This window comes from Pseudomonas canadensis (assembly GCF_030980095.1).
Classification (GTDB): domain Bacteria; phylum Pseudomonadota; class Gammaproteobacteria; order Pseudomonadales; family Pseudomonadaceae; genus Aquipseudomonas; species Aquipseudomonas canadensis.
In genome coordinates this window covers 3,553,697-3,576,742 of the sequence record NZ_CP133298.1, presented here as the reverse complement: position 1 = coordinate 3,576,742, position 23,046 = coordinate 3,553,697, and the positions used below count along the sequence as shown (strand labels likewise).

The window sequence follows — 23,046 nt, the reverse complement described above, 5'->3', positions numbered from 1 at the left end:
TACGATGGGTATCAAGGTAGGCTGATAGCGGTTGATTCAGAGTTATGCCAAACATGATATCCGACGCGTTCGAACCTTATTTGCTGCGCACCTTTGTTGCGGTGTGTCATCACGGCAGCCTCAGTGGCGCCGCGCAACAGGCGGGCAGGGCGCAATCGGCGCTGAGCGCGCAGATTCGCCGGCTGGAAGAATTGCTCGGGCAACGCCTGTTGCGTCGCACCGGGCGTGGCGTGGTGCCGACCACTGAGGGCGAACTGTTGCTCAGCTATGCCACACGCATCCTGGCGTTGGGCGAAACAGTGGCGACACGCTTGAAGGAGCGTACGGTAATGGGCACGGTGCGCGTCGGCCTGTCGGAAGACGTCGCCGTCTCAGCATTGCCAGCCGCCCTGGGCCGCTTACGCCGTGCCAGCCCCCACGTGCACATGGACATCACCGTGGACCACGGCGATGCACTTGCTGAACGCTGGCACGATGGTTTGCTCGACGTTGCCATTGGCGTGAGCTCGGTATTTGCCGCCGACCCCGTGCATACCTGGAATATGCCGTTGTATTGGGTGTGCGGGATCGATGACGAGATCGACCCGGCGTTGGCGTTGGATGTCATCGTGTACGCCGAACCTTGCGCGTGGCGGCGCCTGATGTTCGACGCGTTATTGACTGCCGGCCGCGATTTCCGTGTCACCGTCACCAGCCCGAATATCGGCGTGATCATGGCTGCCGTGGAAAGCGGCTTGGGCGTCGCGTTGTTGCCTGCCGAAAATATCCGCCCGGACACCATGCGCGTGATCGCACTGGGGCCCAACGGCAGCCCGGCGTTAAGCGTCAATTATGGGTTGTTCGCGGTACCGCGTCAGACCGACAGCATTCGCGCCACGGTCGAGTTGCTCAGCGAGAGTTTTCACCTGATGACGCAGCCAAGGGCAGGTGGCCTGATCCGTAGCGATACACCCCACCCGACGCCCGCGCCAAGCCGATAAAACGCTCGTTTGGTGTGGTGAGCGGGCTTGCCCCGCGCTGGGCTGCGAAGCAGCCCTAAAACCATCCACTGCGTTCTGTCAGAGGGAATTGAGTGCTCTTGGTTGGGGCCGCTTCGCGCCCCAGCGCGGGGCAAGCCCGCTCACCACAGTAAGCTCGCTCACCACAACAGAACTGACAAACCTTCCGAACCCGTCAGCCACAGTCCCCATCAATGCATCTTGCTGTGATCCATCCCGTCCACGCCACGGGCCGGTGCCTTCACTTCAATCGCCTGCTGCTCGCCCTTGGCGTTCTGCACTGTCAGGGTCAGCGGCACCTGGTCGCCTTCCTTGATCTGGCCGGTCAGGCCCATCAGCATCACGTGGTAGCCGTTAGGGTCGAGGGACACGGCCTTGCCGGCGGGCAGGGCTACCGAATTCACCGGGCCCATGCGCATCACGTCGTCCTTCATGCTCATTTCATGGATCTGCACGTCCTTGGCCACCGGCGAGGCCACGCTCAGCAGTTGGCTGTCGCTGTCGGCGGTGACGGTCATGAACGCGCCGCTGGACGGCTGGCCCGGCACGGTGGCGCGTACCCAGGCGTCGGTTACTTGCACCTTGGCGCTGGCGTGGGCGGCAAGGCCCAGCAGGGTCAGGCCGATGAGGGTGCGTTTGAGGTGTTGAACGGCAGTCATTAGCAGACCTCCATGACGGTGAGCAGGTCTTCTGCGCACTCTTTAGCGGTAAGGGATGCCTGCAGGCCCAGGCGCAGGTTGCCACGGGTGTCGAACACGAAGCTGGTGGCGGTGTGGGACAGTGTGTAGGTGTCGCCGGCGGGGATCTTTTCATAAAAGATCCCGAATTCCTTGGCGGCCACGGCGATTTCTTCCGGGGTGCCGTACAGCGCCTCGAAGCTCGGATCGAAGGCTTTGACGTACTTGTCGAGAATCTCGGGGGTGTCGCGTTCCGGGTCCAGTGTGATGAACACCACCTGCATGATTTCGCCGTCGCGGCCCATCAGCTTCTTGGCCTGCGCGGCGCGCGCCAGGGTGGTTGGGCACACGGCCGGGCATTGGGTGAAACCGAAGAACACCACCGGCATCAGGCCACGGAACGAACTCAAGGTGACGGTTTCGCCGTCGGTGTTCTTGAGCTTGAAGGTACGGCCCATGATCTTGTCGCTCAGGTCCTTGCCGTACTTGAAGTTCAGCTTGGGGCTGTAGTCACAGCCGCCCAGCAGGCTGCCCAGGCCCAGCAGGCCCATTCCGGTCAGCACTTTGCGGCGGGTGAATAAGGTACTCATCAACGTGCATCCTGTGAAACGCCTGCATTGCTCTGGATCAATACGTCAGGCTTTGAGGGCGCCCAGTCTACCAACCCTGGGAAGTGCACGTAATCTGCGACGTTCTGCCACAGGGGCCTGCGACACTTCATCCTTTGGCGGCTCTGGTGGTAGAGTCGCCGCCATGAAATTGAGCCACCCCGACCGTTCCCTGATTGCCTGGGCCCTGTACTTCTGCGTGCTGATGAACCTGTTCGTCTGCGGTTTGGGGCATGGGCAGATGATGGGCCAGGAACTGAATGGCATCGGCGGGGCGTTCTGTTCGGTGGACGGCAAGCCGGCACCACTTTCCGACAAAGGGTTGGGCAGCCCGTCTTCCGGCAACATCTCGAACTACTTTGCTTGCCCGGTCTGCAACGCCTTGACGGTTGCGCTGGTGTTTCTGGTGGGTCTCGCCTGGCTGTTGGGCCTGCGGCAAGCCCCTCGACCCGCTCACCAACGGCGCAACAAGGCGCCACCGCGTTATGCCTGGCCTTCGGCCAACCCTCGCGCTTCCCCCACTTTCTGACGTATGCCTTGGGCCTCCCGTGATCGGGCGGCATTCCATCGTCATGACTGTGAGTGCGTTTCATGAACCACCTGTTGCCCGCAGGCGCCAGCCGCCTGGTCAGCAAGGCGTCCCGCCGCCTGCACGCGGAACCGGCGCCGCCTGAATACCCGAGTAATTCCCGCAGCTTCGTGCACCTGGATGCGCGGTTGTTGCCGTATTGGCACACCCTGTTCGATATCTGCCCGGCGCTGCTCAAGCTGGATCCGCCTGAAGGATTGAACCTGTTTCGCAGCTTCATGACCTGGGCCTATCGCAACCGGCCGCCGCTGGATTGGACCTATCACCTGAATGTCTGCCGTTGGCTGCTGGGCTCGCCGTATCGGTCGCAGATCGACGACAAGCCGATCGAGGCGTTCATGGCGGCGGCTGCGGCGCGTTGGGTCAATACGGATGAAAGTCAGGCCCAGGGTGTGGCCCTGGCCTGGCAGTCGTCACGGGTTGTAGATTGGAAAGACGCCCGGTCTGCAGGGGCCGAACAGCAGGCGTTGCCGCCGCCGCCCGGGGATTTCGCCTGGTGCCCGTTAAAGGCGCCGGACAGTTTCAGTGGGTGGTTGTCGGTGCCTTGAGAGGCTGTTACGGCGTGGCCGACCTGGCCTGCGCGCACCCTGCACCCGGCGGAAATGCTCGCTGATGACGGGTATGAACACGGCGACTGGGGGCTGGCGCCCGAGTCGCCGGGAACGAATGAGGCGTCAACTGCCTGACCGGGTTTTTTGCTGAGTTTCTTTTTGCTGGCGGTCGGCAGGTTTAGCCGGCTTGCTCGGCTGCTTTGCAGTTTCTTTGGTTTTCTTGTCGCTGTCGGAGGGGCTGCTGGGGTAGGTTCCCGGCGGCAGTGCTGAACCGGCAGCGCTGTCGCCACTCAACGCGCTAGCAGCTGGTTCGGGGTTATCGCCAAATGCGGCGTAGGCGGGGCCGGCGAGCAGAGCTGACAGGCCGACTATAAGTAAAATCCTTTGGGGCAATCTGGTCTTCATGATGCAATCCCCTATCGTGATGCATCAAGAGCCTGAGTTTCCTCCAGGCTCGGGTCATGCCTCGATCAGGCCGCCATTGGCTTGGTCGACTGCAATTTTTTATGCGCCGCTTTCATCGCTTCCATTTCAGCGCCCAACTCTTCAAGCAACGCTTTGCCCAGCAGTTTTTTCGCCTGCGGGAACATCTCGGTTTCTTCTTCCTCGATGTGGTGTTCCAGCAGCTCCTTGACCACTTTTACGCGACCGGAAAACTCCGTAGTGGAAGGTTCGGTCTGCTTCAGATCCGGCAGTACCAAGGAATCGACAGTTCGGTGCTCCTCTTTGGCTTCGTGATACATGATGTCCTGCTCCTTGCCACCGGCCTTCCTGAACGCCGGGTAAAGAATTTCCTCTTCGAGCTTGGTGTGCAGGCTTATTTCCGCTTCTAGCTTGGCCAACAGCTCAGTGCGTTTTTTAACCCCGCGTTCGGTGGATTCACTCAATTGGGTCAACAGGGCCTTCACGCGTTCATGGTCGGCTTTGAGCAGGTCAATGGCATTCATGGGTGACACCTCACGGAAATATTCAGGGCATGTCGAAATGCATGCCTCGTCCCGTACTCAGGTGCATCAGTTGTACCAACTTGAGCTATTTTGAATTCATCAAGTAATTCAATGGCCTACGATAAGCTGAAGGTGGAGCGTGTCGTGCAGGTTGCATGGTGTTGCCTGTGACACGTTGCATTCCACAACCCGTGCCAGTTGACGCAAATTTTAATGAACCCTCGCAGCCATCGCTTGACCTAATGCATACGACCTAGGAGGTGAAGCATGGAAATTCAATACATCTGGATCGGGTTGGCGGTGATTCTGCTGCTCTTGGAACTATGGGCCATCAATATCGTACTGCGCAGCACGGGGGGCTGGGAGTCGAAAGGATTGTGGCTGGTCATTCTGATTTTTGTGCCGTTGTTTGGGCTTATCGCCTGGGCGATGTTCGGGCCCAAACGCGAGATGCCCGAGCAGCGTAAAAGTTGAGTCAGGCCTAAATAGACAACAGGCGCCATTGCGGCGCCTGTTTTCGTTCTGCTCGGAGTCAGCCGGCTACAGCTTTGGCGATTGCCTCGCTGAACGCTGACAAATCGTCCGGTGTACGCGACGTGATCAACGTCCAGCCGTTGGCCTGGCATTCCTTGACCTCGGCATCGACCCAGCCTGCGGCGCCGGCGTTTTCCAAGTCGATACGTACACTTTTATAGGAGGTCAGGGTCTTGCCCTTGATCACACCTGCATCGATCAAGGCCCATGGCCCGTGACAGATTGCCGCCACGGTTTTACCCGCTTTGACGAACTCATTGATTAACGTCAGCGCCGCCGCATCCTGGCGCAAGGTATCCGCGTTAACGGTGCCGCCGGGGATCACCAGTGCATCGAACTCGCTGCCCGATAGCTCGGACAGCGCCGCATCGGACTCTACCGTCTTGTCTTTCTCGGTATCGCCGACGAAGGTCTGGGTCGTGCCGCCTTTGCTGGAACCGTGGGTCACTGTCGCGCCATAGCCGCGCAGCGCTTCCAGGGGCTTGAGCAGTTCATCGCGCTCGATACCGGTGTTGGACGTGATGACCAGAATCTTCTTGCCGTTAAGGTTTGAACTCATGATCGAGTGTCTCCTGATGGGGGGGGGAAGGATGGATGGGGTATGGGAGAGTTGATCCGGCCCGGGCGGCAAAGGTTTAAATTAATTTGCGCTTATTTCTTGGATGGTTGGCGCGGTCAATTTCCTTGAACTATCCAAGGCTGAAGGCTTCTGCTGCATAGGTGCCCGATATTTCTGCGGGCATTCATTGATTGGAGAAACACCATGACTGCCGATAAGACCCCAGCACCCATCAGCTCCGAAGAAGCTCAGCAGGGCACTGATAAAGCCACAAAAGGCCAGACCCTGGAGCGCCCAAATCCCAACACCGAAACCGTCGATAAAGTGCTGACGCCCACCTCGATCAAGGACACCGAGCGCCAGACCAATGCCATCAACGAGCAGGCCGCCAAGGCCGAGCGCAAGCTGGGCCATTAAACATGGCCCGATCTATCACCGCGTTGGAGTTGGGCATCGAGCTCAAACCCGACGATGATGACGGCCTCTTCAAGTGGTTTATCGCCAGCTTCCTGATGGGCAAGCGCATCCAGGCACCGATTGCCGCACAGGCCTACAAGGTGATCGTTGAAGAGCAGGGCCGCGACACGGCGCGCAAGCTGCAGCACTGCACATCGCGTGAGTTGGTCGCCATGCTCGGGCGCGCGCATTACGTGCGCTATGACGAAACCACCGCGCAACGTTTGCTCGACCTCAGCGCCAAGTTGAGTGCTGAGTACGCGGGAAAGATCACGCATATGCGCAGGGCCAGCGAGAGCCGAGCGTCCTTCGAAAAGCGCCTTGGGGAATTCGATGGTGTGGGGCCCAAGACCATCGAGATTTTCATGCGCGATGCCGCCAAGGTGCTGTTTTGACGGCAACCCTGTTTGTGGGCTGTGCCGGCTGGAGTTTGCCGCGTGAGTACTGGGCAGCATTTGCCGACGAGGGCACGCATTTGCAGCGTTATGCTTCGCGCTTCAATGCGGTGGAAATCAACAGTTCGTTCTATCGTCCGCACTTGGCGAAGACGTACGCGCGTTGGGCACATTCGGTGCCGTCGGGCTTTGGTTTTTCGGTCAAGGTGCCCAAGCGCATCACGCATGAATTGCGCTTGCAGGGCTGCGAGGCCGCACTGGATGCGTTTCTCGGGCAATGCCTGCAACTGGGTGAAAAATTAGGTTGCCTGCTGGTGCAATTGCCGCCTTCGTTGAATTACGAACCGGTTGTTGCCAACGCATTCTTCACGGGGTTGCGCCGACGGTTTACAGGCGCTGTCGTATTGGAACCACGGCACGCGAGTTGGTTAGCGGCTGAAGAGATGCTGCAGGATCTGCAGATTGGGCGAGTGGCTGCCGACCCGCCGGTCATCGAGGCGGGAAATACTCCGGCCGGTTGGCAGGGCGTGCATTATTGGCGCCTGCACGGAGCACCGCGTATCTACCACAGTGGTTATGGGCCTGAACGCATTCAAGCGTATGCGCGTTTATTGAGCGCGTCTGTTGCGGCTGGCATTCCCACCTGGTGCATCTTCGACAATACCGCCAGCGGTTTGGCCACGCCCGACGCGCTGTCCCTACTCGACTTCCACGCGTAGCACTTCCAACCCTAGTTGCTCATACGCCTCCACACTCGGTACATGCCACTCGGTAATCAACGTGTGAATGCGACCGCACGGTGCCACCACAAAAGGTTCCACGGCACCGAGTTTGTCCGCCATGGTCACCGCCACCACATGGGAGGCACTGTCGAGCAGGGCTTGTTTGACCGCCACTTCATCAAAATGCAGCGAGCTGATGCCCACTTGCGGATGCAGCGCACAAACGCCGGTGAACAGCAAATCGGCCTTGATGCCCTGGATCATGCGCACAGTTTCATGGCCGCTGGTGGACAGAGTCGCCGGGTTGAGCTGGCCGCCCGTGAGGATCACTTTCACATCGGGATGGTCGGCCAAGGCGATGGCGATCATGGGGGATGTCGTGACCACCGTGAGGCGAATCGAGCGCGGCAATGACTGGGCAATCTGCAGCGTGGTAGAGCCGGAATCGAACAGTACGATCTGCCCATCTTCCACACGGTCGGCGGCCAGCCGCGCAAGGTGACGCTTGGCTTCGCTGGTCTCGCCGACGCGAGTGAAGAAGTCTTTGCCGGTGTCTTTGGGCCGGGGCAGGGCGCCACCGTGGACGCGTTGCAACAGGCCGGCGGCCGCGAGTTCGCCGAGGTCGCGGCGGATGGTGTCCTGGGACACGGCAAAGTGTTCCACCAGCTCCGAGGCGGTGACTTTGCCATCGCGCTCTAGCAGCAACAGGATTTTCTGTTTGCGCAAAGAAGGCAGGTCGATGTCGTGATGAGTGTTGTGCATGTTTGTGCGCTTTTTTGCAGGTTTCTGCGAGGTTAGCCGTACGGCTATCTAAACGCAATGGCTGGTTGCGCAGGCGATGGGCGGTTACTCTCAGCATTCAGTTCAGGGAGAGGTGACCTAGATGTCGTTGATTACAACCATCGAAGATTTACGCAAGCTCGCGCAAAAACGTGTCCCACGCATGTTCTACGACTACGCTGATTCCGGCTCCTGGACTGAGAGCACTTACCGGGCAAATGAAAGTGATTTTGCCAGCATCAAGTTCCGCCAGCGGGTGGCGCGCAACATTGATGAGCGCTCGATCCGCGCCACGATGATCGGCCAGGAGATGGCCATGCCGGTGGCACTGGCACCCACCGGATTGGCCGGTATGCAGCACGCCGATGGCGAGATTCTGACCGCGCGCGCCGCCGCCGCATTTGGCCTGCGTTACACCTTGTCGACCATGAGCATCTGCTCCCTGGAAGACATCGCCGAGCACGTCGGCCAGCCGTTCTGGTTCCAACTCTATGTGATGCGCGACCGCGGCTTTATCGAACAACTGATCGAGCGGGCCAAGGCTGCCGGTGTGGATGCGCTGGTGCTGACCCTCGACCTGCAGATCCTTGGCCAGCGTCACAAGGATTTGATCAATGGCCTGTCGGCGCCGCCGAAACTGACCTTGCCAAATATCCTCAACATGGCCACCAAGCCGCGCTGGGTGATGGGCATGCTCGGCACTAAACGCCGGGGTTTCGGCAACATCGTCGGGCACGTGAAAGGCGTGGCAGACATGAGTTCGCTGTCTTCCTGGACCGCCCAGCAGTTCGATCCGCGCCTGAGCTGGGACGATGTGGAGTGGATCAAGAAGTGCTGGGGCGGCAAGTTGATCATCAAGGGCATTCTTGATGTAGAAGACGCTCGCCTGGCGGCGAACGCCGGTGCCGACGCACTGGTGGTGAGCAACCACGGTGGCCGTCAACTGGACGGTGCGCCTTCGAGCATCAGCCAGTTGCCGGCGATTGTCGAAGCGGTGGGTGAGCGCATTGAGGTATGGCTCGACGGTGGCATTCGCTCCGGCCAGGACGTGCTCAAAGCGATGGCATTGGGCGCCAAAGGCACCATGATCGGCCGCCCGCATTTGTATGGTTTGGGCGCGATGGGCGAGGCGGGTGTGACCAAGGCGCTTGAGATCATCGCCCGTGAGTTGGACGTGTCGATGGCATTGTGTGGGTATAACGATATACGCGATGTGAATCGCGAGATTTTGTTGCCCGGTACATTTCCTGAAAGCGTTTGCTGAGCAAAAAAAACGTAAAAATATAAAAAGAGTTGTCCACGAAAACCGTGGGTATCTCTGTGGATAACTTTGCGAAGCCCCGGCAGGGTTGGCGATTTCGGCAGAGGTCATTATTTGATCAACTTCTGTTTTGGCCCAGTATGGGCAGGGTTTGCGCTTGACACGCAAGCGCGAACCCAGTGCCGAAATACGCTTTTACGAGTCTGCGCTTCGACCTGTGGAGTGTGTGGCAACCTGGTCCGGCATCTTCGCGTGCATCAGTTTTTCCAGCGCCTGGCCATAGCTGCGACCGGCCAGGCTCATGCTGTTGTTATGGCTGGCACCGGGCACCAATAACAGCCGCTTGGGTTCCTGGGCAGCTTCAAACAATTGCTGGCTGAAACGCGGCGGCACGTAGCGATCATCAAGGCCATGCACCACCAGCAGCGGCATATGGATATCGGCAATCTTGTCAATGGAATCGAATTTCTGCGACAGCAACCAGCGCACCGGCAACGAGGTATTCGCCACGGCCGTGGCCACATCTGCCAGCGACGTGAAGGTGGATTCGATCACCAGCCCGCGCACCGGCAGTGGAGTCTGTTTGCCCAGCTCGGCAGCCAGGTCGATGGCCACCGCGCCCCCCAGGGAATGTCCGTAGATCAGGCGCTTATTCGGGTCCGGTTGCAGCACCTGGAAACGTTCCCAGGCGACGCGCGCGTCTTCGTAAACCGTGGTTTCCGAAGGCAGCTCGCCGTGGCTCTGGCCGAAGCCGCGATAGTCGATAGCCAGTACCGAATAACCCAGGGCGTGCAGCTGCTCGATGCGAAACAGTTGCCCGGTGAGGTTCCAGCGCACGCCGTGCAGGTAGAGGACCGCGGGCGCGTCTTTGTTGTCCGCCGGGTACCACCAGCCATGGATATTCTGTCCGGCTTTGAAACTGGCCGGCTTGAGTTCGAACTCTTGCACCGCCTTGGGCAAGCCGCTGTACCAACTGGCGGTACCCGGCTCGATGCGAAACACCAGTTCGCGCTCCTTGTGTTGCAGCACCGCGCAACCCACCGGCAGGCCGACGATCAACAACGCCATGCACACCATGGGAAACCAGCGCAGGCTCAGGCGCGAGAGAAAACGAGAGGACATGAAGGTTCCAGGAAAAAGGTGAAGCAGGGGTTTTACCAGATGGCCCAGCCAGGCAGGAATTAATTCGACAGCCGTCAACGGGGATTGCTTGCAAAGTATTACAGCATTGAACAAGGCGCGCCGAGGTTGTTAGGGTGGGCGGCCCGAACAGGAGAGCAAGCACATGGATTTCACAGGCAAAATTGCAGTCATCACCGGCGGTGCACGCGGGTTGGGTCTCAGTTACGCACGGGCTTTGGCCCAGGGCGGCGCACGGGTGGTGATCAGCGATATCGGTGCCGACAATGCCGGCGCGGGCAGCGATGCCTCGGTGGTCCAGGCCGCGGCAGAAGCCTTGCAGGCCGAAGGCTTGAACGTGATCGGCCACGGCGGTGACCTGTCCACGAACGCGGGTTGCGAGCAACTGATCACCTACGCCATCGAGGCCTTTGGCCAACTCGACATCCTGATCCACAACGCCGGCTGGGTCGGTTACCAGAACATCGCCGACCTTGACGCCGCGTTCCTGCAACGCGCCATGGACATCAATCTCTACGCACCGCTGTGGCTGTGCAAGCACGCCTGGCCGCACCTGCTGCGCTCATCTGCGCCGCGCATCATCCTCACCACCTCCGACCGCGCCATGTACGCACAGTATGAGCAGACCGGCCTGGTGGCTTACAGCGCGGGCAAGATGGCGCAACTGGGGATCATGAACGCGTTGAGCCACGAAGGTGCTGAGGCCGGGATCAAGGTCAATGCAATCTCACCGGTCGCCAAGACGCGCATGTGGGGCGTGACCGAAGAACCGGACGAACTCAAGCCCGACTGGGTGACGCCGGGCGTGCTGTTTCTCGCCTCCTCGCAGTGCGAGGACACGGGTTATATCCTGCGCGCCAGCAACGGCCAATTCACGGCCACGCGCTTCACCGAAAACCCAGGGGTGGACTACCCGCGCAACCTCGCACGGATCAAGGCGAGTAGCGCCGAAGCAGTCGCTGCTGCCTGGAACAGCATCAAACACACACAACCCTTTTCTTGAGAAACCCGAGCATGGACAACAGCCCCGTTCGCATCACCGCCGAAGAGACCCTCTCGGAAAACTGGTACCTGCTGAAAAAATACAGCTTCGACCTGCGCCGCCGCGACGGCAGTTGGCAAACCCAGACCCGCGAGGTATACGACCGCGGCAATGGCGCGACCATCCTGCTGTACAACCGCGAGCAGCGCACGGTGTTGCTGATCCGCCAATTTCGCATGCCGACGTTCGTCAATGACTACCCCGGCTACCTGATCGAGGCGGCGGCCGGTTTACTCGACAACGCCAGTCCCGAAGAACGTATTCGCCTGGAAGCGGAAGAGGAAACCGGGTATCGCGTGGGGCATGTGGAGAAGATCTATGCGGCGTTCATGAGCCCGGGGTCGGTGACGGAGCGGATCCACTTTTTCATCGGTGAGTATCAGCCGGGGGATCGGGTGGGGAGCGGCGGTGGGCTGGAAGAGGAGGGTGAGGATATCGAGGTGCTGGAGCTGGGGTTTGAACAGGCGCTGGGGATGGTGCAGAGCGGGGAGATTGTGGATGGGAAGACCATTATGTTGTTGCAGCATTTGGAGTTGAGGATGCTCAAAGAAGGGTGGTGAGTTCGCTGATTAGCGGGTGAATACGATCATTGTGGTGAGCAGGCTTGCCCTGCGCTGGGCTGCGGAGCAGCCTCAGAACAGACAGTGCTGATTGCCCAACGCGATCAAGCTCGCTCGACACAGGGGGACGTTTCAAACAGGGTTTTCTTGTTTAACTAAGTAATTATCGAATTTCACGATAATGTGATTCAGCCAGGATAATCCTGAAGCCCATTGACTGGGGTAGTAGTAATAACAATGTTGCTTGTGCAGTAAATTCTTTTGAAGGGCAGGCTCGTCTATATAGTCATTTATCAATTCTAGTATTTCTTTTTTTACAATTGTTATTGTGGCTCTTGAAGAATCAAGCAGGAAGGCGTCTATCACTTCGTCGGCTGTCGAATATTCTATTGTCCAGTCCTGATTAAAGTAAGCGCCGAAAAATTGCTGCAGCTCTGTCAATGGAATTTTCATTTTTCCGGGTATCCCGTCAGTAATAGATAGCCATCTGGCATGTTGGGTCTTCTCTTCAGAACTAGAATGAAATTGTAAACAAGCTCAGGCGTTTCAGTGCCTCTAATAATACTCACGCCAACAGGCTGCCTAGAACGGTCGTTGATTATATGTTTGTCCTTATCTCCTTCTAAAAACTCTACAATTTCGTTTCGGTGATTGTTCAAGCTCCCAGACACAATGGCTTCTGCTTCTTCTAGATTTTTGAAGGTTGATGCTGCGGGAATATGCGGTTCCAGATTGAGCCTTGCAATCAGTTGTGCTTCCGTCTGCGCAACATGCTTTCGAATCAAGTGCCCGCCTGCATTTTCATGTGCATCTAGTATGCCACCAGGGCAATTTCCAACCTTACAGCTCAGTCCTAGCGGATCTACCCACGCGGTCGGATTGGTTACGTACTGATATCTGTTGATCCCACCCGCCAACTTCACCGGATCCGGCGTCAGGTAGCGACCGACATCCGGATTGTAGTAGCGATGGCGGTTGTAGTGCAGTCCGCTTTCTTGATCGAAGTATTGGCCCTGGAAGCGCAGCGGGTTGTCGACTTTTCCGACGTCCAGTCGGCTGATTTCGCCGTAGGCGCGGTAGTGCGAGGACCAGACGATTTCGCCATCGGAGGCGGTAAGTTCCTGTGGCGTGCCGAGGTGGTCGAGTTGGTAGTGGTAGGCCTTGGTTTCCTTTGGACCAAAGCCTTCCAGCAGTGCCAACGGCCGGAAGCTGTCGGGCTCGTAGAGGTAACTGCGATGGCGATCCGCTTGGTGTTCGGCGATGAGTCTGTCGCCCTGCCAAAAAAACTCCGTAGTGACGCTGTCGACGGTCTTGCTGATCCGCCGCCCAAACGGGTCGTAGCAATAGCTGGCGGTCTGGCCGTTGGGTTTTTTAATGCCGATCAGGCGGTGCTGGCAGTCGTAGCGGTATTCGGTGACGAGTTGATGGCCTTTGCCGCGTCGTTCGCGGATGAGGTTGCCGAAGGCGTCGTAGTCGTAATGGTTGTCGCCTTGGATCATCAGGCGGTTGCCGGCCACGATGTCGGGGCCGGGGCGGTTTTGCATGAGCAGGTTGCCGGCGGGGTCGTGGCCGAAGCGTTCTTGCTCGCTTTGCGAGTGGTTGGCCCGGGTGAGGCGGTTTAGCGGATCGTAGTGGTAGTGGTGGTCGCCTTTGTGGGTGTCGAGCAAGCGGGTGAGGTTGCCGGCTTTGTCGTAGTCGTAGTGGCGTTGGTAAAGCGTGTGTTGCTGTTGGGTAACGGCGTGGGCGTGCAGGCGTTGTTGATCGTCGTAGTGGTAGTGGCTGATCAGTTGGCCTTGTTGGCGTTGGTGTTCCTGACCGGCCTTGAACAGGTGGGAGGTAAGGGTTTCACCGTTCAGTTCGACGGTGACTAGGTGGCCGCCTTTGCCGTGGTTGAACGCCACCCGATTGCTGTCGGGCAGGCGTAGGTTTTGCAGGTGGCCGCAGGCGTCGTAGCCATAGCGCAGCGTGCCCCAGCCTTGGTGTTCGGCGGTGAGGCGGTTTTGGCTGTCGTACTCGTAGGCCAACGCCCAGTGGCCATCTTCGACGCTTAAGAGATTGCCCTGACGGTCGTAGGCGTAATCGACCAGGTTGCCGTCGGGCAGGGTTTTTCTTACGAGTCGTCCGGCGTAGTCGCGCTCGTAACGGGTAACTGACTGCCATCATCGCCATGCTCGGTCTTTTCCTGCAGGTTGCCGTTGAGGTCGTAGAGGTAAGCTGTGCGCTGGCCATCAAAGCCGATTTCTTGCTGGATCAGGCCGTTGCTGTGGTACTGGAGCCGGTAGGTCTCGCCCACCTCATTTTCGATCTCGGTCAGCAATAACCGCACATTGTCGTAACGGTATTTGACCTGAGTGCCATCAGCGTTGATGCGCCGGCTGATCAGGTGCAGGCCATCGGCGTATTCGTAGCGAGTGACGTGGCCGAGTTCATCGCGTTCGGAGGTGATTTTTCCGTACGCGTTGTAGGTATATTTACGCGTATCACCGCTCGGCAAGACGATTTGGACTAATCGTCCTACGTGGTTCCACTCAAATTGCGTGAGCGCGCCGTGTTCGTCTTCCAGGCTGATTTTTCGCCCGAGATCGTCATAGCGGTAGCGCTTGATTCCGCCATTCGGCAACTGCTCTTCAAGCAATTGCCCGCGCTCATTCCAGACCAGTCGGTGACAGCTGTGATCCGGCAGCCAAACCTGCGTCAGTTGTCCGCGTTTGTTGTAGCTGTAGTCAGTAGCGTTGCCGTCAGGATCGGTCCTACGCGTAACGTCGCCCTGGTCATTACGCTCATACTTCCAAACCGCTTCACCACGCCGCACAACCCGTACGAACCCATTGTCATGCTCGTAGGTCGTTGGCTCATCATCCCCCGGAAACAACGCCACCAAACGCCCAGCTTCGTCGTACTGGTAGGCCGTGATCGCCCCCAACGGATCCTGCTCAACCGTCAGCCTTCCCTTGTCGTCGTAAGATTTGAAGTGCTCAGCGCCGTCAGGATCCACCCGCTGCACCAGCCGCGCCCGCTGGTCATGCACGTAGACTTCCTGGCTGCCATCGGCGTTAAACACCGTGACCTGCCCGTTGTCATCCCAGGCATAGCGCGTGTCCATCTGCGAGAAACTGGCCCAATGCCGGACACATCGCGCCGCCTTACCAGACCTTTCCCACTCCCAAAAGAAACTCGCGCCACCGGCCAAGCGACGCTCAAGAATGACGTGCTGCTCGTCGTACCGATAAACCTCGCTTTCGCCTACCGCATTGGTCGCAGAAACCAACCGACCCGTCGCGTCATAGGCGTAGGCAACAACGTTCTGCTCTGTCACCCAAACAAACGGACCTTCATCCACCGCCCGCTCAATCTGGTAGTCCACCGCCACAATGCGGCCCGACGCATAGCGCAGAAACAACGAGCGCCCGACGCCGTTATCCAGCCGCTCAATCTGCCCCAGATAATTCCGGGAAATGCGCAACCGGTTGTCATACGCATCGCTGATCGCCGTCAGCACACCGTCGCGAAAGTGGTAGAAACTTGACGACTGAGCCAACACCAACTCATCGGGCAACGACCCCAAGTAGATCGCCGCTTCGGCCAGGCTGTTGGTAATCGCAGGTCGAGAATCAGAAGGCAAGGGCAGGGCAGTCGACCGGTTTTCATGATCGGTCCAAACGACTGTGTCACCCTCAACCACCAGCCGATGCGCCAGCGAATGACTCCAGCCAAACCCCAACCCACAATCCACTTCCACCGCGCTGGTGCGATACAACCGCGTCCACTCAAACGGCAAGATCCCGTCCAGCGCGCCATCGGTGAGCGTCAGCAGCTCCTCGCCCGTGACCATCGACACCGGGCAGCCGTTGGTGGCCGTCTTGTCCGACGACGCCGCCGCATCCCCAGCCGGATTCTTCCCAACAGCAGGCGCATCATCCACATGTTCCTGGCGCACCAACACCGTCCGCTGGGACTTGTCCCGCACCACCGGCACCGCGTTGGAAACCACCTGATCCCCAGCCTTCAACGGCACATCCGGAACCGTCCGAATCGGCGTCGCCGAGCTACCCAACAACATGGGCTTGGCCGTTTCGACATGCACGTCCAACCGAGGCCCGACCAACTGATCGGCCAACATCGCCAGCCATTTGCGCACCCGACCGGATTTGATATGCCCCATCACCTGGGCGCCGAGGCGCACCGCCACGCCCATGCCCGCCGTCGCCCAGATCAGCACCAGGTTGATCAGGATCTCTCCGGTGATCTCACCCATCACCTCGTTCATCTCCTGCGGCGGCAACATCCGAATCCAGCTGCAAATTGCCGACACATAAATGAACAGCAGCGGCTCATCGCTGAGCACCAACAAGCCTTTTGCGATGGACTCGCTGCCCAGTTTCAGCAGTTCATCCAGTTCGGTTTGGGACAGGTAGTGCAGGAGCTTTTCGCTGTTGGGCTTGAGGTCGGCCAGCAGGTCGCACAGCTGGGTGAGGTTGTCCCAGAGGTTGTAGAGCGCCTTGCCCATGCCGCGCAGAAACGCCGCCTCCAGCATCCTGCGTTGATCAAGCGGGCTCGCATCGGTGTAGTCCTTCCACAGCGTCTGGAAGGTGCCGGTCCACTCGTTGCGCAGACGGATTTCCAGTTCATCAATCACTGTCTGATAAGACGCATACAGCGCCTTGACGTGATCCTTGGAGACATTGGGATAGAAGCTGACCCGATACTGTTGGTTGCGCTCACACTCGTCGATTTCGAGAATGCCGCTCGGGCCGATGGTCTTGTGGATCGGCTCGCCGAGTGGGCCGCCGTTGGGGTCGACGCGTTGCAGAATCACCGGCGTGTTGCCGATGGGCACAAATCGCGTGCTCTGGAACATATGCACCAGGGTCAACGTGCCGTTGGCCTGGCAGGTAGCGACGGTGCTGCTCGGGTAAAGAGAGCGGTTGATCGGCGCGACCAGCGCCACTTCGTCCCCGACCTTGAAGACCTGCTCGACATCCAGCGCCGAAAAGCTCCAAAAGCTCGATGCCCAGTCGTCAAAGGTATTCAGGCATTCTCGGAAGTCGCGAAAGACAGCCTCGACATCGACCGTTTTCACCTCCATTGGGGTCAGGGCCAGCCTGCCAATGGCCGGGTTCAAGAAACAGCTCCAACAAGAAAATTCATCCGCAATCCCTCGCACTGTGTATTCAGGCGAGGGACTTTGCTGAGGTTCTAAGGGGAGGGGAGTAGAGCTAATCCGGCCGATACGTGGGACGTTTCGACAAACCTTGTCGTCCCCCACACGACTAGCGGCTATTGTCAGAAAATTCCCACAGGAGTACAAATGTACTCCATGACGACTCTAACCCCCCGCCGTACCGCCATCCTGACCTTTATCCGCGACCGCATCGCGCAGCAAGGCCAGCCTCCCAGCCTCGCCGAGATCGCCGAGGCGTTCGGCTTTGCCTCGCGCAGCGTGGCGCGCAAGCACGTGCTGGCGCTGACGGAAGCCGGGTTTATCGAGGTCAACCCGAACCAGGCGCGCGGTATTCGCCTGCTCAATCAACCGAAGCGTCCGGAATGGCTGGATGTACCGGTGCTCGGCCGTGTGGCTGCTGGTTTGCCCATCGGTGCCGATGCCGAAGTGCACAACCGCCTGCAACTCGACCCATCGACCTTCGCGAAAACTCCGGATTACCTGCTGCGCGTGCAGGGTGATTCGATGATCGAGGACGGTATTCTCGATGGCGATCTGGTGGGCGTGCGCCGCAGTGCCGAGGCCTTGAACGGGCAGATTGTGGTGGCGCGCCTGGACGGTGAAGTGACTATCAAGCGTTTCGAACGCCATGGCGACAGTGTGCGTTTGCTGCCGCGCAACCCCGCGTATCAACCTATTGTGGTCGGGCCCGATCAGGACCTGGCGATCGAAGGGGTGTTCTGCGGCTTGGTGAGGCAAGGCTGATGGGCGCCGTGGTTGCACTGGACACGCTGTTCAATGGCGGGCGTGTCTGGAAAGGCCGGCCCGCCGCGCCGCCGGCCAGTGTGTATCCCACCGGGCTGGCAGCGCTGGATGCTGTATTGCCCACGGGCGGCTGGCCGGAGGCGGCCTTGAGTGAAATCCTCATGGCCAAGGAGGGGGTGGGTGAACTGCAACTGGTGCTGCCAACCCTGGCCCGTTTGTCAAAGGCGGGCGAGCGCATTGTGTTGGTGGCGCCGCCCTACACGCCCTATCCGCATGCCTGGCAGAACGCCGGGGTGGATCTGCGCCTGCTTTCGGTGATCCAGGCCGAGGAGCGCGATGCCTTGTGGGCGGTGGAGCAATGCCTGCGTTCCGGCAGTTGCGGTGCAGTGTTGTGCTGGCCGCGCAAGGCTGATGACCGCGCGCTGCGGCGCTTGCAAGTGGCGGCGGAAACCGGGCAGACCCTGGCCTTTGCCTGGCGTGCCTTGAGTGAGGCGGTCAATTCATCACCGGCCGCCTTGCGCCTGGCCGTGGAGGCCAAACCTGCGCAGGTGCGGGTGCTCAAGTGCCGGGGCGGCCTGGCCCATTCGGCGCCGATTGCACTGGCGGGGCATTGAGGTTGCCATGCGTTGGGTGTGTATTGTCTTCCCGCAATTGGCGCTGGACGGGGTGCAGCGTGTGCACCCCGAGCCGGAGCAACCCCTGGTCTTGCTGGCCGGCACGCCGCAACGCCGTCTGCTGCAAACCGTCAACGATGCCGCCCGTGCCCTGGGCTTGCGTCCCGGTCAATCCCTGACGGCGGCGCATGCCCTGGTCAAGACCTTTGCCAGCGCCGAATATGATCCCGCCGAAATCGAACGCTACCAGCAGTTCCTCGCTGCCTGGGCCTATCAGTTCAGCTCCCAGGTCAGCCTGTACTATCCGCGTGCCTTGTTGTTCGAGATCGAGTCGAGTCTGGGGCTGTTCGGCCCTTGGTCGCGCTTCGAAGCGCGCTTGCGCAAGGAATTGACCGAACTGGGTTTTCGTCACCGAATAGTCGCTGCGCCCAACCCGGCGGCGGCGCGGGTGCTGGCAAATATCTACGATGGCCTGGCGGTGCAGGATGACGGCTTGATGCAGGCCCTGGCGCCGCTGCCCATCGACCGCGCCGGCCTCGATCCGCAGGCCGCCACGGCTTTGTCGCGCATGGGCCTGCGCACATTGGCCCAAGTGCAGGCGCTGCCTCGGCATACCCTGGCACGGCGCTTTGAGGCCGGCCTGCTCAAGCATCTGGATGCACTGGCTGGGCAGCGGCCGCTGGCCTTGGCGTTCTATCAGCCGCCGGACCGGTTTGATGTGCGTATCGAGCTGAATTTCGACGTGCAATCCCATCAGGCGCTGCTGTTTCCGTTAAGGCGTTTGACTGGCGATCTGTCCGCGTTCCTGTGTGGCCGCGACAGTGGCGTGCAGCGTTTCGACCTGCATCTTGAACACGCCCAGGCGCCCGACAGCGTGATCAAGGTCGGCCTGCTCAGTGCCGAACGCGAACCGGCGATGCTGTTTGAATTGGCCCGTGGCCGTCTGGAGCAGATGCAAGTTACCTCACCGGTACGCGGCTTTCGCCTGGTGGCCCAGGACCTGCCGGTGTTTGTGCCCCAGCGCCAGGACCTGTTCGACGACCGCCCGCAACAAACCCTGCCGTGGGAGCAACTGCGCGAACGCCTGCGTGCCCGCTTGGGCGATGAGGCGGTGCAGGGCTTGCGCTTTCACGCCGACCACCGCCCCGAATGCGCCTGGCAAGCGGCAGCGGATAAAACCCCATGCCCAACCTTGAACAAAGTGCAGCGCCCCGGCTGGCTGCTGAACGAACCGACCTTGCTGGGCGAGCAGGGCGTGCAGATCCTCATGGGGCCGGAACGCATCGAGTCCGGCTGGTGGGACGGCGCCGATGTTCGTCGTGACTACTACCTGATCCAGACCCGCGCCGGCCAGCAAGGCTGGGCCTTTCGCACTGTCGGGCAAAGTGATGGATTGTGGCTGCAAGGCTGGTTCTCATGAACACACCCTCCCTTTGTAGGAGCCGGCTTGCCGGCGAAAAAACCATAGGCACCGCGTTCTGCCTGGCTGTCCGCGTTATCGTTGACGACCCTCGCCGGCAAGCCGGCTTCTACAGGGGGTGGTGGTCATGAGCTACGCCGAGTTGCACTGCCTGTCCAATTTCAGCTTCCAGCGTGGCGCCTCCAGTGCGCTGGAACTGTTCGAACGCGCCAAGCGCCAAGGCTACAGCGCCCTGGCAATCACCGACGAATGCACCTTGTCGGGTATTGTGCGCGCCTGGCAGGCGGCGAAGGCGGTGGAGCTGCCGCTGATCATTGGCAGCGAGATGCGTATCGACAACGGCCCGAAACTGGTGCTGCTGGTGGAAGACCTCAGCGGCTACCAGCACCTGTGCCGCTTGATCACCCTGGCCCGGCGGCGCGCCGAAAAAGGCCGCTATCGCCTGCTGCGCGAGGACTTCGAGCAACCGCTGCCCGGCCTGCTGGCGCTGTGGGTGGCCGAAGACAGCGACACCCAGGCCGACGTCCAATGGCTGTGCCGGACCTTCGCGCAACGCCTGTGGCTGGCGGTGCACCTGCACTGCGGTCAGGACGATGCTCGCCACCTGGAACAACGCCTGCAATTGGCCGCCAGCCTGCATATCCCAGCTGTGGCCTGCGGCGATGTGCATATGCATGCGCGTGGCCGCCGCGCCCTGCAAGACACCATGACCGCCATCCGCCATCACGTTCCGGTGGCCGAAGCCGGCACGCGGCTGCACCCCAATGGCGAGCGGCACCTGCGCAGCCTGGAGGCGTTAAGCGCGCTGTACCCCGCGTCGTTGCTCGACGAAACCCAGGCCATTGCCCGCCGCTGCACCTTCGACCTCAGCCAATTGCGCTATCACTACCCACGGGAACTGGTGCCTGAAGGTCACGACGCCGAATCCTGGCTGCGCGCCGTGACCGAAGAAGGCATCGCCAAACGTTGGCCGCAGGGTGTCGACGCCAAGACCTTGCAGCAGATCAACAGCGAGCTGGAGTTGATCAGCGAGTTGGGTTACGAAAGCTACTTCCTCACGGTGCACGACATTGTGCAGTTCGCTCGCAGCCGGTCGATCCTGTGCCAGGGGCGCGGCTCGGCGGCCAACTCGGCGGTGTGTTTTGCCTTGGGCATCACCGAGATCGACCCGAGCCTGACCAGCATGCTGTTCGAGCGTTTTCTTTCCAGGGAGCGCAATGAGCCGCCGGATATCGACGTGGACTTCGAGCACGAACGCCGCGAAGAAGTGCTGCAGTACGTGTTCCAGCGCTACGGCCGTACCCGCGCGGCGTTGACGGCGGTGGTCAGCAGTTACCACGCGTCCGGCGCGGTGCGCGATGTGGCCAAGGCCCTGGGGTTGCCGCCGGATCAGATCAATGCCCTGGCCGACTGCTGCGGGCGCTGGAGTGACGACGCGCCTCCGCTGGAGCGCCTGCGCGAAGGCGGCTTCGACCCCGATAGCCCGATCCTGCGCCGCGTGCTCACGCTCACCCAGCAATTGATCGGCTTCCCCCGGCACCTGTCCCAGCACCCTGGTGGCTTCGTGATTTCCGAATACCCGCTGGACACCCTGGTGCCGGTGGAAAATGCCGCCATGGCCGAGCGCACCATCATCCAGTGGGACAAAGACGACCTCGACGCCGTCGGCCTGCTTAAGGTGGACATCCTGGCCTTGGGCATGCTCAGCGCGATCCGCCGCTGTTTCGACCTGCTGCGCCGCCATCGCAACCGTGACATGAGCCTGGCGTCGGTACCCAAGGAAGACCCGGCCACCTACGCGATGATCAGCAAGGCCGACACCATCGGTGTGTTCCAGATCGAGTCGCGGGCGCAGATGTCGATGCTGCCCAGGCTCAAGCCGCAAACGTTCTATGACTTGGTGATCGAGGTCGCTATCGTGAGGCCGGGGCCGATCCAGGGTGGCATGGTGCACCCGTACTTGCGACGGCGGAACAAGGAGGAGGCCACCACGTATCCGTCACCCGAACTGAAAGTGGTGCTGGAGCGCACCCTGGGCATTCCGCTGTTCCAGGAACAGGTGATGCAGATCGCCATGGTCGCCGCCGATTATGGCCCCGGCGAGGCTGACCAGTTGCGCCGCTCCATGGCCGCCTGGAAACGCCACGGTGGCCTGGAACCGCACCAGGCGCGCCTGCGCACCGGCATGCTGAAAAACGGCTACAGCGAGGCCTTTGCCGCGCAGATTTTCGAGCAGATCAAGGGGTTTGGCAGCTACGGTTTCCCCGAGTCCCACGCGGCCAGTTTCGCCTTGTTGACCTACGCCAGTTGCTGGCTCAAGTGCCATGAGCCGGCGGCGTTTGCCTGTGCGCTGATCAACAGCTGGCCCATGGGTTTCTACAGCCCGGACCAGATCCTGCAGGACGCGCGGCGCCATCGCTTGCAGATCCGCCCGGTGGACGTGCAGGCCAGCGACTGGGATTGCAGCCTGGAGCCGATTGACGGCGCACAGCCGGCGATTCGCATGGGCTTGCGCATGATCGCGGGGTTTCGCGAAGAAGATGCGCGGCGCATCGAAAGCGCACGCCAGCGCCGGGCGTTCAGCGATATTGCCGACCTGGACGAGCGTGCCGGGCTGGATGCACGCGCCCAGGCATTGCTGGCGGATGCCGGCGCCTTGCGCGCCCTGGCTGGCAACCGACACAAGGCGCGTTGGGAAGTGGCCGGCGTACACAAGCAACTCGGGCTGTTTGCCGGCCTGCCGAGCCCGGACGAAGCCGTGGTGGAATTGCCGGAGCCCACCGTGGGTGAGGACCTGCACGCCGACTACGCCACGGTCGGCACCACCCTGGGGCCGCATCCGTTGGCGTTGTTGCGTGCGGAACTGCGCAAGCGGCGCTGTCGCAGTTCCCAGGAGCTGATGGCGGTGGAGCATGGGCGCAATGTCAGTGTCGCCGGGCTGGTTACTGGTCGACAACGTCCCGGCACGGCCAGTGGGGTGACCTTTGTCACCCTGGAAGATGAATTCGGCAACCTCAATGTGGTGGTCTGGCGTGACCTGGCTGAGCGTCAACGCCAGGCATTGGTGGGCTCGCGGTTGCTGAAAGTAGACGGTCGCTGGGAAGCGGTGGGCGAAGTGCGGCACCTGATTGCCGGGCGCCTTACCGACCTGACGCCATTGCTGGAAGGCATCCATGTGCGCAGCCGGGATTTTCATTAGGGGCAGTGGCTTCTGCGGCCATTACCCCCTAAGTTATACAAGATGAAACCATCCGGCCCTGGTGCGCT

At 60.4% G+C, this 23,046-nt stretch carries 22 protein-coding genes and 1 pseudogene; 14 read left to right on the top strand and 9 right to left on the bottom strand.

Annotated features, from left to right (window positions below):
- Nucleotides 1–44: 44 nt before the first annotated feature.
- Complete coding sequence (locus RB216_RS16270; RefSeq protein ID WP_305381358.1) at nucleotides 45–980, top strand: LysR family transcriptional regulator; 936 nt, start codon at nucleotides 45–47, stop codon at nucleotides 978–980.
- Between the two features lie 209 nt (nucleotides 981–1,189).
- Here RB216_RS16270 and RB216_RS16265 read toward each other — a convergent pair whose 3' ends face one another.
- Nucleotides 1,190–1,657, bottom strand: a complete 468-nt coding sequence (locus tag RB216_RS16265) for a copper chaperone PCu(A)C (RefSeq protein WP_308907552.1) — start codon at nucleotides 1,655–1,657, stop codon at nucleotides 1,190–1,192.
- Nucleotides 1,657–2,265: an SCO family protein gene (locus tag RB216_RS16260; protein ID WP_016976099.1), complete on the bottom strand. Its 609-nt coding sequence runs from the start codon at nucleotides 2,263–2,265 to the stop codon at nucleotides 1,657–1,659. The genes RB216_RS16265 and RB216_RS16260 overlap by 1 nt, the downstream gene beginning before the upstream one ends.
- Before the next feature lie 163 nt (nucleotides 2,266–2,428).
- Between RB216_RS16260 and RB216_RS16255 the strand changes: the two genes are divergently transcribed.
- Nucleotides 2,429–2,812 (top strand): DUF2946 domain-containing protein, encoded by a 384-nt coding sequence (locus tag RB216_RS16255; RefSeq protein WP_028616600.1) that lies wholly within the window; start codon nucleotides 2,429–2,431, stop codon nucleotides 2,810–2,812.
- Between the two features lie 62 nt (nucleotides 2,813–2,874).
- Entirely contained in the window at nucleotides 2,875–3,420 is a 546-nt protein-coding gene (locus tag RB216_RS16250; protein ID WP_308907551.1) for a putative natural product biosynthesis protein, read from the top strand.
- Nucleotides 3,421–3,546: 126 nt separating this feature from the next.
- On the opposite strand, the gene RB216_RS16245 is transcribed toward RB216_RS16250, so the two are convergent.
- Nucleotides 3,547–3,828, bottom strand: coding sequence for a hypothetical protein (locus tag RB216_RS16245; protein ID WP_073860007.1), 282 nt, complete (start codon nucleotides 3,826–3,828; stop codon nucleotides 3,547–3,549).
- Between the two features lie 65 nt (nucleotides 3,829–3,893).
- Complete coding sequence (locus RB216_RS16240; RefSeq protein WP_028616598.1) at nucleotides 3,894–4,370, bottom strand: PA2171 family ribosome-binding persister protein; 477 nt, start codon at nucleotides 4,368–4,370, stop codon at nucleotides 3,894–3,896.
- Nucleotides 4,371–4,637: 267 nt separating this feature from the next.
- On the opposite strand from RB216_RS16240, the gene RB216_RS16235 reads away from it, so the two are divergent.
- A complete protein-coding gene (locus tag RB216_RS16235) occupies nucleotides 4,638–4,844 on the top strand; it encodes a PLDc N-terminal domain-containing protein (protein WP_028616597.1) in 207 nt (68 codons plus the stop codon).
- Between the two features lie 58 nt (nucleotides 4,845–4,902).
- On the opposite strand, the gene RB216_RS16230 is transcribed toward RB216_RS16235, so the two are convergent.
- Nucleotides 4,903–5,463, bottom strand: coding sequence for a type 1 glutamine amidotransferase domain-containing protein (locus RB216_RS16230; RefSeq protein WP_028616596.1), 561 nt, complete (start codon nucleotides 5,461–5,463; stop codon nucleotides 4,903–4,905).
- 204 nt (nucleotides 5,464–5,667) lie between these two features.
- Here RB216_RS16230 and RB216_RS16225 point away from each other — a divergent pair, with 204 nt between their 5' ends.
- Genes RB216_RS16225 through RB216_RS16215 form a run of 3 tightly spaced genes read left to right on the top strand, consistent with a single transcriptional unit; the run spans nucleotide 5,668 to nucleotide 7,033 of the window.
- A complete protein-coding gene (locus RB216_RS16225) occupies nucleotides 5,668–5,880 on the top strand; it encodes a hypothetical protein (RefSeq protein ID WP_028616595.1) in 213 nt (70 codons plus the stop codon).
- A gap of 2 nt (nucleotides 5,881–5,882) precedes the next feature.
- Complete coding sequence (locus tag RB216_RS16220) at nucleotides 5,883–6,314, top strand: DNA methylase (protein ID WP_236321097.1); 432 nt, start codon at nucleotides 5,883–5,885, stop codon at nucleotides 6,312–6,314.
- Nucleotides 6,311–7,033, top strand: coding sequence for a DUF72 domain-containing protein (locus tag RB216_RS16215; RefSeq protein WP_236321098.1), 723 nt, complete (start codon nucleotides 6,311–6,313; stop codon nucleotides 7,031–7,033). The genes RB216_RS16220 and RB216_RS16215 overlap by 4 nt, the downstream gene beginning before the upstream one ends.
- Here RB216_RS16215 and RB216_RS16210 read toward each other — a convergent pair.
- Nucleotides 7,013–7,798 (bottom strand): DeoR/GlpR family DNA-binding transcription regulator, encoded by a 786-nt coding sequence (locus RB216_RS16210; protein ID WP_236321099.1) that lies wholly within the window; start codon nucleotides 7,796–7,798, stop codon nucleotides 7,013–7,015. The two genes, RB216_RS16215 and RB216_RS16210, sit on opposite strands and share 21 nt — an antisense overlap.
- Nucleotides 7,799–7,919: 121 nt before the next feature.
- Between RB216_RS16210 and RB216_RS16205 the strand changes: the two genes are divergently transcribed.
- Nucleotides 7,920–9,080: an alpha-hydroxy acid oxidase gene (locus RB216_RS16205; RefSeq protein ID WP_122684636.1), complete on the top strand. Its 1,161-nt coding sequence runs from the start codon at nucleotides 7,920–7,922 to the stop codon at nucleotides 9,078–9,080.
- Between the two features lie 192 nt (nucleotides 9,081–9,272).
- Here the strand turns inward: RB216_RS16205 and RB216_RS16200 are convergent, their stop codons facing one another.
- Nucleotides 9,273–10,199 carry an alpha/beta hydrolase gene (locus RB216_RS16200; protein WP_028616590.1) on the bottom strand — a complete coding sequence of 309 codons (927 nt, stop codon included), beginning with the start codon at nucleotides 10,197–10,199 and terminating at the stop codon, nucleotides 9,273–9,275.
- A 163-nt stretch (nucleotides 10,200–10,362) separates the two neighbouring features.
- On the opposite strand from RB216_RS16200, the gene RB216_RS16195 reads away from it, so the two are divergent.
- Together RB216_RS16195 and RB216_RS16190 are read left to right on the top strand one after the other, a co-directional pair.
- A complete protein-coding gene (locus tag RB216_RS16195) occupies nucleotides 10,363–11,220 on the top strand; it encodes an SDR family NAD(P)-dependent oxidoreductase (protein WP_308907550.1) in 858 nt (285 codons plus the stop codon).
- 11 nt (nucleotides 11,221–11,231) lie between these two features.
- Nucleotides 11,232–11,819 carry an NUDIX domain-containing protein gene (locus RB216_RS16190; RefSeq protein WP_028616588.1) on the top strand — a complete coding sequence of 196 codons (588 nt, stop codon included), beginning with the start codon at nucleotides 11,232–11,234 and terminating at the stop codon, nucleotides 11,817–11,819.
- A 132-nt stretch (nucleotides 11,820–11,951) separates the two neighbouring features.
- Here RB216_RS16190 and RB216_RS16185 read toward each other — a convergent pair whose 3' ends face one another.
- Nucleotides 11,952–12,272, bottom strand: a complete 321-nt coding sequence (locus RB216_RS16185; protein ID WP_122684632.1) for a contact-dependent growth inhibition system immunity protein — start codon at nucleotides 12,270–12,272, stop codon at nucleotides 11,952–11,954.
- Nucleotides 12,269–16,905, bottom strand: a pseudogene (locus tag RB216_RS16180) (RHS repeat-associated core domain-containing protein). Before RB216_RS16180 ends, RB216_RS16185 begins: the two are co-directional and overlap by 4 nt.
- A 222-nt stretch (nucleotides 16,906–17,127) precedes the next feature.
- Between RB216_RS16180 and lexA the strand changes: the two are divergent.
- From lexA to RB216_RS16160, 4 genes are all read left to right on the top strand, one after another.
- Nucleotides 17,128–17,745, top strand: a complete 618-nt coding sequence (lexA, locus tag RB216_RS16175) for a transcriptional repressor LexA (RefSeq protein WP_028616585.1) — start codon at nucleotides 17,128–17,130, stop codon at nucleotides 17,743–17,745.
- Nucleotides 17,745–18,359, top strand: a complete 615-nt coding sequence (gene imuA, locus RB216_RS16170; protein ID WP_308907549.1) for a translesion DNA synthesis-associated protein ImuA — start codon at nucleotides 17,745–17,747, stop codon at nucleotides 18,357–18,359. Before lexA ends, imuA begins: the two co-directional genes overlap by 1 nt.
- Nucleotides 18,360–18,366: 7 nt before the next feature.
- Complete coding sequence (locus RB216_RS16165; protein ID WP_308907548.1) at nucleotides 18,367–19,779, top strand: Y-family DNA polymerase; 1,413 nt, start codon at nucleotides 18,367–18,369, stop codon at nucleotides 19,777–19,779.
- Between the two features lie 127 nt (nucleotides 19,780–19,906).
- Entirely contained in the window at nucleotides 19,907–22,978 is a 3,072-nt protein-coding gene (locus RB216_RS16160) for an error-prone DNA polymerase (protein WP_122684700.1), read from the top strand.
- Nucleotides 22,979–23,046: the final 68 nt, after the last annotated feature.

Bases quoted from the DNA above. Each gene is read 5' to 3' on its own strand.
- RB216_RS16270 (WP_305381358.1), top strand. From the start codon at position 45: ATGCCAAACATGATATCCGACGCGTTCGAACCTTATTTGCTGCGCACC.
- RB216_RS16265 (WP_308907552.1), bottom strand. From the start codon at position 1,657: ATGACTGCCGTTCAACACCTCAAACGCACCCTCATCGGCCTGACCCTG.
- RB216_RS16260 (WP_016976099.1), bottom strand. From the start codon at position 2,265: ATGAGTACCTTATTCACCCGCCGCAAAGTGCTGACCGGAATGGGCCTG.
- RB216_RS16255 (WP_028616600.1), top strand. From the start codon at position 2,429: ATGAAATTGAGCCACCCCGACCGTTCCCTGATTGCCTGGGCCCTGTAC.
- RB216_RS16250 (WP_308907551.1), top strand. From the start codon at position 2,875: ATGAACCACCTGTTGCCCGCAGGCGCCAGCCGCCTGGTCAGCAAGGCG.
- RB216_RS16245 (WP_073860007.1), bottom strand. From the start codon at position 3,828: ATGAAGACCAGATTGCCCCAAAGGATTTTACTTATAGTCGGCCTGTCA.
- RB216_RS16240 (WP_028616598.1), bottom strand. From the start codon at position 4,370: ATGAATGCCATTGACCTGCTCAAAGCCGACCATGAACGCGTGAAGGCC.
- RB216_RS16235 (WP_028616597.1), top strand. From the start codon at position 4,638: ATGGAAATTCAATACATCTGGATCGGGTTGGCGGTGATTCTGCTGCTC.
- RB216_RS16230 (WP_028616596.1), bottom strand. From the start codon at position 5,463: ATGAGTTCAAACCTTAACGGCAAGAAGATTCTGGTCATCACGTCCAAC.
- RB216_RS16225 (WP_028616595.1), top strand. From the start codon at position 5,668: ATGACTGCCGATAAGACCCCAGCACCCATCAGCTCCGAAGAAGCTCAG.
- RB216_RS16220 (WP_236321097.1), top strand. From the start codon at position 5,883: ATGGCCCGATCTATCACCGCGTTGGAGTTGGGCATCGAGCTCAAACCC.
- RB216_RS16210 (WP_236321099.1), bottom strand. From the start codon at position 7,798: ATGCACAACACTCATCACGACATCGACCTGCCTTCTTTGCGCAAACAG.
- RB216_RS16205 (WP_122684636.1), top strand. From the start codon at position 7,920: ATGTCGTTGATTACAACCATCGAAGATTTACGCAAGCTCGCGCAAAAA.
- RB216_RS16200 (WP_028616590.1), bottom strand. From the start codon at position 10,199: ATGTCCTCTCGTTTTCTCTCGCGCCTGAGCCTGCGCTGGTTTCCCATG.
- RB216_RS16195 (WP_308907550.1), top strand. From the start codon at position 10,363: ATGGATTTCACAGGCAAAATTGCAGTCATCACCGGCGGTGCACGCGGG.
- RB216_RS16190 (WP_028616588.1), top strand. From the start codon at position 11,232: ATGGACAACAGCCCCGTTCGCATCACCGCCGAAGAGACCCTCTCGGAA.
- RB216_RS16185 (WP_122684632.1), bottom strand. From the start codon at position 12,272: ATGAAAATTCCATTGACAGAGCTGCAGCAATTTTTCGGCGCTTACTTT.
- lexA (WP_028616585.1), top strand. From the start codon at position 17,128: ATGTACTCCATGACGACTCTAACCCCCCGCCGTACCGCCATCCTGACC.
- imuA (WP_308907549.1), top strand. From the start codon at position 17,745: ATGGGCGCCGTGGTTGCACTGGACACGCTGTTCAATGGCGGGCGTGTC.
- RB216_RS16165 (WP_308907548.1), top strand. From the start codon at position 18,367: ATGCGTTGGGTGTGTATTGTCTTCCCGCAATTGGCGCTGGACGGGGTG.
- RB216_RS16160 (WP_122684700.1), top strand. From the start codon at position 19,907: ATGAGCTACGCCGAGTTGCACTGCCTGTCCAATTTCAGCTTCCAGCGT.